The 5,791-nt window shown below is 64.2% G+C and carries 5 protein-coding genes and 1 pseudogene; 3 read left to right on the forward strand and 3 right to left on the reverse strand.

The genetic code is table 11. The annotated features are described in order from the left end of the window. Positions 1-96: 96 nt before the first annotated feature. The 3 genes and pseudogenes from VN004_RS02850 (at position 97) to VN004_RS02860 (ending at position 5,100) form a co-directional block, all read left to right on the forward strand. The gene (locus VN004_RS02850) at positions 97-3,222 is read left to right on the forward strand and encodes an efflux RND transporter permease subunit (protein ID WP_325606810.1); all 3,126 of its coding nucleotides are present in this window, start codon (positions 97-99) and stop codon (positions 3,220-3,222) included. A gap of 153 nt (positions 3,223-3,375) precedes the next feature. Beyond that, a pseudogene (locus VN004_RS02855) lies at positions 3,376-3,666 on the forward strand (GTP cyclohydrolase I); the annotation flags it as partial. 120 nt (positions 3,667-3,786) lie between these two features. Next, complete coding sequence (locus tag VN004_RS02860; protein WP_325606812.1) at positions 3,787-5,100, forward strand: tyrosine-type recombinase/integrase; 1,314 nt, start codon at positions 3,787-3,789, stop codon at positions 5,098-5,100. Here VN004_RS02860 and VN004_RS02865 read toward each other — a convergent pair. The 3 genes from VN004_RS02865 to VN004_RS02875 all read right to left on the reverse strand — a co-directional run. Then, complete coding sequence (locus tag VN004_RS02865) at positions 5,046-5,252, reverse strand: hypothetical protein (RefSeq protein WP_325606814.1); 207 nt, start codon at positions 5,250-5,252, stop codon at positions 5,046-5,048. The genes VN004_RS02860 and VN004_RS02865 overlap by 55 nt on opposite strands. A 13-nt stretch (positions 5,253-5,265) precedes the next feature. After that, positions 5,266-5,484 carry a hypothetical protein gene (locus VN004_RS02870; RefSeq protein WP_325606815.1) on the reverse strand — a complete coding sequence of 73 codons (219 nt, stop codon included), beginning with the start codon at positions 5,482-5,484 and terminating at the stop codon, positions 5,266-5,268. Then, positions 5,477-5,791 (reverse strand): hypothetical protein (locus VN004_RS02875; RefSeq protein ID WP_325606817.1); only part of this gene is annotated, 315 nt, incomplete at its 5' end. The genes VN004_RS02875 and VN004_RS02870, both read right to left, overlap by 8 nt.

A 5,791-nucleotide genomic window follows, 5' to 3' on the forward strand; every position in this document is an offset into this window, starting at 1 on the left:
AGGGCAATCGCGTCAGCGCGGTGCCTGCGACTGAGCTTGCCGCCAGCCGCTGAGCGGGCGGTGCGAACCACGGATTCATAGTCACGGATTGCCGTCATGGCCCGGTTGATCGACTACGCCATCAGCCACGCGCGGCTGACCATCGTCACGCTCCTGTTCCTGCTCACGGCGGGGCTCGTGGCCTATGAGACGATCCCCAAGGAGGCGGAGCCGGACGTCCGCATCCCGATCGTCTACGTCCAGCTCACCCAGCGCGGCATCAGCCCGGAGGATTCCGAGCGGCTTCTGCTGCGGCCGGTCGAGACGCAGCTCAAGTCGGTCGGCAACGTCAAGGAGATGCGCTCCACCGCCTATGAGGGCGGCGGCTACGTGCTGCTCGAATTCGAGGCCGGGTTCGATTCGAAGGCCGCGCTCGCCGACGTGCGCGCCAAGGTGGACCAGGCCAAGCGCGATCTGCCCAAGGATGCCGACGAGCCGAGCGTGCAGGAGGTCAACCTGTCGCTCTACCCGGTGCTGGTCGTGGCGCTATCCGGGCAGGTTCCCGAGCGCACCATGCTGCAGATCGCCCGCAACGCCAAGAACGCGGTGGAGCAGGTTCCTGGCGTCCTGTCGGCGGAACTGCGCGGCGCCCGCGACGAAGCGGTGGAGATCATCGCCGAGCCGATGCTGATGAAAAGCTACGGCGTGTCGCTCGATCAATTGATCGCGGGCTTCAATGCCTCCAACAGTCTCGTCGCCGCCGGCGCGTTGGAAGGCTCCACCGGACGTTTCGCCGTGAAGGTGCCGAGCCTGATCGAGCGGCCGCAGGACGTGCTGAAGATTCCGCTTGCCGCATCGAGCGGCGCGGCGGTCACCATCGGCGATGTGGTTCGCATCAAGCCGACGTTCAAGGACGCAACCTCGGTGACGCGCGTCAACGGCCAGCCGGCGATGACCATCGAGGTGTCGAAGCGCACCGGCGCCAACCTGATCGAAACCGTCGATGGCGTGAAGAAGACCATCGAGGCACTGCGCAAGACGTGGCCGGACGCGCTTCAGGTCACGTTCACGCAGGACAAGTCGAAGGTGATCCGGCAGATGCTGGCCGACTTGCAGAACTCGGTGGCGACCGGCGTTCTGCTGGTCGCGATCATCATCCTGTTCGCGCTCGGATTCCGTGCGTCGCTGTTCATCGGCATCGCGATCCCGGCCTCGTTCCTTGCCGGCGTCCTCGGCCTGCAATTGGGCGGGCTCACCGTCAACATCGTGGTGCTGTTCTCGCTGATCCTTGCGGTCGGCATGCTGGTCGATGACGCCATCATCGTTTCGGAGTTCGCCGAACGGCGGATGGGCGAAGGCGTGCCGCCGAAGGAGGCCTATGCGCAGGCCGCCAAACGGATGTCGGGGCCGGTGATCGCCGCAACCGCAACCCGCGTGGCCGCGTTCTCGCCACTGCTGTTCTGGCCCGGCGTGGTCGGCGAGTTCATGAAATATCTGCCGATCACGCTGATTGCCACACTCTCCGCCTCGCTTGCCGTCGCACTGTTCTTCACACCGACGCTCGGCGCGTTGCTCGGCAAGGCAGCCACCCATCCGCATGACGATCGCTCGCGTGAGAACGGCCTTTATATGCGCACGGTGCGGCTTGCGTTGCGCCGGCCCGGCGCGACGCTCGCCATCGCGGCGGGGCTTCTCATCGCGGTGCAAGTTGGTTACGGCAAGTTCGGTCGTGGCGTCGAATTCTTCCCGGCGGTGGAGCCCGACTATGGTCAGGTGATTGTCCACGCGCGCGGCAATCTCTCGCTCGATGAAAAGAATCGTCTCCTCGCCGATGTCGAGCAGCACGTCCTGCAAGCCAAGGGATTGCAGACGGTCTACACCCGCGTCGGCGAGCAGCCGCGTGGTTCGAGCGAGATCAGCGAAGACACCATCGGCGTCATTCAGTTTGAATTCTCCGACTGGCGCGCGCGCCCGCCGGCGCACGAGATCATGGACGGCATCCGCGAGGCGACGGCGGACATTCCCGGCATCCTGGTGGAGGTGACCGCGCCGCGCGCCGGTCCGCCGACCGGAAAACCGATTCAGGTGCAACTTGGTGCGCTCGATCCCGACATGCTGCCTGCGGCGGCCAAGAAGGTCGCGGCGATGCTGGCGCAACGCAGCGACATTCGCGATCTCGACGATGGCCTGCCGCTGCCCGGCATCGATTGGAAGATCGAGGTCAACCAGGCCGAGGCCGCGAAATTCGGCGCCAACCCGGCGACGGTCGGGACAGCCGTTCAGCTTGTTACCAATGGCGTGAAGGTGACCGAATACCGCCCCGCCAGCAGCGATAAGGCCGTCGATATCCTGGTGCGTTTTCCCGAGGGCCGGCGCAGCCTCGACCAGATCGACGAATTGCGCGTGCAGACGCCGTCCGGTGCGGTGCCGATCGGCAACTTCGTCGAGCGCGTTCCGGCTCAACGTGTCGGCTACATCAATCGCGTAGCGGGCAATCGCGTCATGACCGTCTCGGCGAACGTGGCGCAGGGCGTGCAAACCGCGACGCTGCAGGAAGAAATCGCGCAGGAGTTGGCGAAGACCGATCTCGGCAACGGCGTGACATGGAAATTAAAGGGTGAAGACGAGGAGCGCGCCAAGGCGTCGGCCTTCCTGATGAAGGCGTTCGGCACCGCGATCTTCCTCATCTTCGCGATCCTGCTGGCGCAGTTCAATCGGCTGACATCGGTGGCGCTGGTGCTGTCCGCCGTCGTGCTCTCGACCATCGGCGTGCTGCTCGGCCTGCTCATCATGGGGCAGCCGTTCGGCGTGGTCATGACCGGCATCGGCGTGATCGCCAACGCCGGTGTCATCGTCAACAACAACATCGTGCTCATAGATACTTATGATCGGCTTCGGCATGAGGGCATGAACGCCTACGACGCCATCGTGGAGACGTGCCGTGAGCGCGCTCGGCCCGTGGTGCTGACGGCGGTGACGGCGATCCTCGGCGTGCTGCCGATTGCGTTCGGCGTGAACATCGAGTTCCTCAGTCGCGAGGTGTCCGTCGGCGCGCCGGCGACGCAGTGGTGGATCAGCCTGTCCACCGCCATCGTGTTCGGCCTTGGCTTTGCGACGATCCTGACGTTGATCGTCACACCGGCCGCGCTCATGGCGATCGAGGGGATGCGGCTGAAGCGGCGGGCGTGGTCCGCTGCCCTTGCCGCCCGTTTCGCGCGCCGCACGCGCGAAGTCAAAAACTAAGGCTCTCTTTTTAGGGTGGCTGCCGCCGATCGGGCGGCGTGCCGGGCGCTCGGCGGTTTGAAATCCGCTCATCCGGCAGCGGGAACCTTTTGTCCCGCAATCCATCTAACGACCGTCATCATCCCCGGATGCCGGACGAAGGAGAGGATTGCCATGAGTTCTAACGTGCGCGCGCTCGAGCCTGTCAGGTCGCTGCATGCCCATTCCGGCCGGCCCGACCGGGCGGAGGTCGAGGCGGCGGTGCGAACGATCCTTCGATGGACGGGCGACGATCCGGATCGCCAGGGCTTGGTCGAAACCCCTGCGCGGGTGACCCGCGCGCTGGAGGAGGCCTTCGTCGGCTATACTCAGGATCCCGAGCAGGTATTGCAGAAATCCTTCGACGAGATCGAGGGTTACGACGAAATGGTCGTGCTGCGCGGGGTCCGGTTCGAGAGCCATTGCGGCCTTCGCAATCTTATCGGTTAAGCTTTTGAACTAGCGACAAAAAAACCGTTGTATTTTCACACGAGCGGTAGGCTAGTATCGCTTCCGCGATACAACTGGATAACGATCACTCAATTCATGAAGCCTGTCCGCCCGATAAAGCGGGACGGCGTCTGGTATTTGATCCGGCGCGTCCCGAAGCGATTTGAACACCTCGACCGACGCAAGCTGGTCCGTATCAGCACCAATATCCGGGTCGCCGACGATCCGCGCAGCGCCCGCGCCATACTCGTCGTGGACGAGCTTAACCGCAACCTCGAAGCCTATTGGAACGGCCTGTCCAATGGCGGCAGCGCCGAGGCGCGGAGCCGCTACGACGCGGCGCGCGCTAGGGCGCGCTCGCTCGGGTTCGACTATGTCCTGGCGCAAGATCTCCCGAGCCGAGGGCTCGCCGAGGTGCTGGCTCGGCTCCGGGCGCTAGAGGAAAAGGGGGCGCTGGAAGATCGCCAGACCGTCGAGGCGCTGCTCGGCGGCGTCGAGCGGCCGCGACTGCGGCTATCTGATCTGGTTGCCGAGTATGAGACGCAGATGCGGGCGGCAATGTCCGATATGTCGCCAGACCAAAAACGTCAGCGCCACAACTTCATCACCTCCGCGGTCCAGTGCGCGATCAAGGCTATGGGCGACAAGAACCTTGACCAGATCACCCGCGACAACGCGCTCGATCTTCGCGAGTTCTGGCAGAACCGTGTCACCAAGGAAGGTATTGCGATCTCGTCAGCGAACAAGAAGATTGCCGTGATGAGTTCGATGTGGCGCGTCGTAAACGAGGCGCGCCGGCTCAACCTTGAGCCGGTATTTTCGCGGCTGCGGATCGCGGGGAAGGTAGATCACTCGCGCCCGCCGTTCCCTCCGGACTTTGTGCAGCGTAGTCTCCTGGCGCCCGGCGCACTCGACACGCTTAACCCGGAAGCGCGCCGCGTGATCTTCCTGATGGTCGAAACTGGGATGCGGCCGTCCGAGGCGGTCAACCTGACGGCCGAGACGATTATCCTCGATGGCGACATTCCGCATGTGCAGGTCCGACCAGACGGCCGGCGCATGAAGACGCTACAGTCGCAGCGCGACATCCCGCTCGTCGGGGTGGCGCTCGACGCGATGCAGATGCAACCGGATGGCTTCCCGCGATACCGGGACAAGTCCACATCCTTGTCCAATCTGGTGAACAAGGTTCTCGAAACGAGGAAGCTCTTACCGACGCCGCAGCACTCGATGTACTCGCTGCGCCATACGTTCGAGGATCGCTTGTCCGCGGTAGAGGCTCCGGACAAGCTGATCGCGGCGCTGATGGGGCACAAGTTCCAGCGGCCGAAATACGGTGCCGGCCCGACGCTGGATCAGAAGGTGCGGTGGCTCAAGCGCATCGCGTTTCGGCCGCCGTCCAAGGTGTAGTTTTCGAGAAGCCGTTGTGCGCGCGCCACAGGGTTGCGATCCCGAGCCGCGGCCAACTCCTGCTCAAGATATTCGAGGACCGGGCTATATGCCGGGCCGTGCGTCACGACGACGTAAGCCATCAGCACGACGGCGCGCTCGATCTCCTTCACGTCCGCGGTCCTATCAGTCACGGCGCGGCCTCGGCGTAACGACAAGCCGCGGTTCTGGCTCGCCTGGGTGATAAGCCCACGACAACTCGTCGGCTCTATAGAACTTCAACGCAACAGCGGCGCGGCGTTCGAGCCGCTCCATCCACTCGTCGCAAATCTTCTGGCCGAGCGTGGTCATGCGTGCCTGGGCACGCCGCATCGCTTCCCGCGAACTATCGAAATCGTCAGCCAAGGCTCGGCTCCATGTCATGCCGCGGGCGGCGCTTTGGCGCCGCCTCGGCGTCGAGCGCGGCCTTGATCGTCACGTCCTCTTTGATGGATTGCCACGCGGCTTGTTCGGCGCGCCGCAGGCGTTGCCACACTCGGTCGATCCTGTCGTCTCCTTTGGCGCGGATCGCCTTGTGGCTGGCAAGCCGGATCAGCTTGCGGATACGTTTTCTAATCCTCTTGTGCCGATCCCGGAGAAGGGTGTCGGCCATCCGCCAGTGGCGGCGACACATCAACTCGTCGCAATCGCCGGCAACGTCAGCCGAGAAGGT

This window comes from Pseudorhodoplanes sp. (assembly GCF_035565855.1).
Classification (GTDB): domain Bacteria; phylum Pseudomonadota; class Alphaproteobacteria; order Rhizobiales; family Xanthobacteraceae; genus Pseudorhodoplanes.

What these genes read in the sequence shown, in the direction of transcription:
- VN004_RS02850 (WP_325606810.1), top strand. Translation starts at nt 97, where the DNA reads ATGGCCCGGTTGATCGACTACGCCATCAGCCACGCGCGGCTGACCATC.
- VN004_RS02860 (WP_325606812.1), top strand. Translation starts at nt 3,787, where the DNA reads ATGAAGCCTGTCCGCCCGATAAAGCGGGACGGCGTCTGGTATTTGATC.